Below are 2,532 nucleotides of genomic sequence, written 5' to 3' on the forward strand. Positions count from 1 at the left end.
TTTCAAATACAGTGTAGGATGTGCGGGCATCCAGCCTTTTTTAAGATCCTGAAAGGTGTTTTGCCGTGATTTCCACGTCCTGATAATTTTATGTGTTTTTGGATGGATGTAATTGAGGTCGCCATAAAATCCGTCTATTTTCGGCTGATCGATAAAGGTTTTGGCTACTGATGCCAATACATCGGGGTGTGCAAATAAATCATCGGCATTTAAGATTCCGATTACCTCTCCTGTTGCCCTCTGGATCCCTTTATTAATGGCATCGTATAAACCTTTATCTTTTTCTGAAACAAAATAATCAATATGAGATTGGTTCTCCTGAATAATATTTAACGTTCCGTCTGTCGATCCCCCATCAATCACCAGGTACTCTACATCCGGATAGCTTTGCGCCATTACAGAATTAAAACACTCTTGCAAGAAGGTTTCTCCATTGTAAACGACTGTAATGAGTGATATTTTCATGGTTACCAAACGGGGATTCTTCGACTTTTTTTAAGCTGAAAACTATGGTAAAGATAAAGAATAGCTTTACATATGCCGAATGGTTTCCTATTCGAACAGACAAAGATGATCTATGGTTTGTTTCGTTTTCTAATAATGAATATGCCGAATAACCCTGCTGTAGCTCCCAATAGCCACGAATGGTCATCGAAGTTGCATAAAACCATTGTGAATGACCCCTCCAAACCATATTTAGCTGTTCCAAGACATGGACAGATTCCAGCTACACAAATTCCCAAGCCGGAACAAACACCACATGTAGTTCCTGTATATGATACGGCTGCCCAACTACAATAATTACTGGATAAAGGATATAAGGAATTGGTATAAAGCTTATATCCTCCTGTTAAAACATTTAATGTGGGAGTATCATAAAGTTCAGTCCCGCCGGTGATCAAACATCCATCGGTAGCTTTAGCTAAGGTAGAATAGAGAAATAAAACAATCCATATAGCTAAGCATTTCAAGGAGTTCATAACTGTAGAATTATATCCAAATCAAAACTACACCAAACCTAATGCAGAAACTACATTCGTTTTGTTCAACTGCTTTCAACTATTAAGAGGATTCCACATTTATTACTGATTTCGGTAAACGATTTATTCATCAGGCATGATGCGTCCCGTGGCTGAACCCTGAACAAATGCGTATAAAGTATTTCAAGAAAAGAATAATATGATAACTAATACGCCCCTTCATTCATATCGATACTGACCCCATATAAAATTAGTTTGTCTAACTTATGCATTTGCCGTTCTTTTTGTTCAATATTATGGCAACACTATGGCCCTTAGTGATACAAAATTACCACTATAAGGAATAACAGTATAATGACTTATAGACTAGATGCGAATTGATCCTTTTTTACGAATTATGATAAAACCAAGAAATCCGATGGAGCTTATTAAATACGGCGCATAATCATCTAATGGTAACAGCATACAATTGCTATCAGATGGATTGTAATCCACCAGAACACCCTGATTAGAAACACTTTCCAGAGAAGTACATTTAGATTGAGGATTGCCAGAGCCGCCACTGGCTACCGGATAATTATCTGAGGTAGTTCTTAAAATCCCGCAATTTGGATCTTCAGGCCAGTTTCTTATTGTGATTCGATCAGATGCAGTGTATAGTGGCATAGTGGTCCCTCCGTCAAAATAAGTTCCACTTTGAACTGTATAAATATAATTTCCGGTTTTACAGCCTACTGCTCCGACGGCATTAGAGAAAAATAAAACTGTTGACAAAACAGTTAAAAAGAGATATTTCGACATTATTGTTTGGTACTGGTGGGTGCACATACGTAACTCCCACAATCAGAGATGTTCTGCGACAAAAAAATTATAATAATAACACAACAAAATTTTGGAACCAAGTGATGATATAAACCAACACAATACCAAAATAATCGTAAGATTAATATTACAAAATTAACCAAAAAAGCATAAATAAATTATCGAATGGGGTGAATATGAATGGAGTATGACACGCTGATTTCGCGCTACAATTCGTCAAAAATGGCCCAGAAAGCACCTAAACAAAGAAAAAATAAAAAATTCGCTTAAAGCAAAATCAGAAATCCTTGACAATTGTCATGAACAAAATGAATAAGACTTGTTCAATATTGGCCAAAAGCAGTTTAAGACAAGCTATAATTACTTGTCCCACATACCACTTGTTTTTTGATTATAAAAAAGCCTAGGGCGGCCAGTGCCAATATCATGTAGGGTATATAATCATCTATGGGGCACTGATAAAAGTTTTGAGCGAACACACCCCCGTACCATTGAGTAGAAGTACCTCTTACAACACATTGTCTTGTAGTATTGGGTACTGGATCTCTATAACAGGAGTAACTGACAGCTACACCGGCGCCAAAACCATCATAAACAGGAAGACCTTGAATATCCGCGCTCTCTGTTGTGGGCACCGAAAAACCTGTTAGTGTTGTGTAAACGTTCGGGAATGAAGCAACCGCACCATAAGGGAATACAATTATACATCCTACTGGATTAGTCTGCGCAA

3 protein-coding genes are annotated in these 2,532 nt (G+C 37.4%); all 3 read right to left on the reverse strand.

All coding sequences use genetic code 11. The features are described from left to right. Positions 1–465 (reverse strand): glycosyltransferase family 2 protein (locus tag AC1DPQ_RS24415; protein WP_477611152.1); only part of this gene is annotated, 465 nt, incomplete at its 3' end. A gap of 881 nt (positions 466–1,346) precedes the next feature. Further along, positions 1,347–1,781 carry a hypothetical protein gene (locus tag AC1DPQ_RS24420; protein WP_477578818.1) on the reverse strand — a complete coding sequence of 145 codons (435 nt, stop codon included), beginning with the start codon at positions 1,779–1,781 and terminating at the stop codon, positions 1,347–1,349. A gap of 365 nt (positions 1,782–2,146) precedes the next feature. After that, the coding region (locus AC1DPQ_RS24425) for a hypothetical protein (protein WP_477611153.1) at positions 2,147–2,532 on the reverse strand (386 nt) is incomplete at its 5' end.

This window comes from Pedobacter sp. 01T416_2, assembly GCF_056398925.1.

Bases quoted from the DNA above. Each gene is read 5' to 3' on its own strand.
- AC1DPQ_RS24420 (WP_477578818.1), bottom strand. From the start codon at position 1,781: ATGTCGAAATATCTCTTTTTAACTGTTTTGTCAACAGTTTTATTTTTC.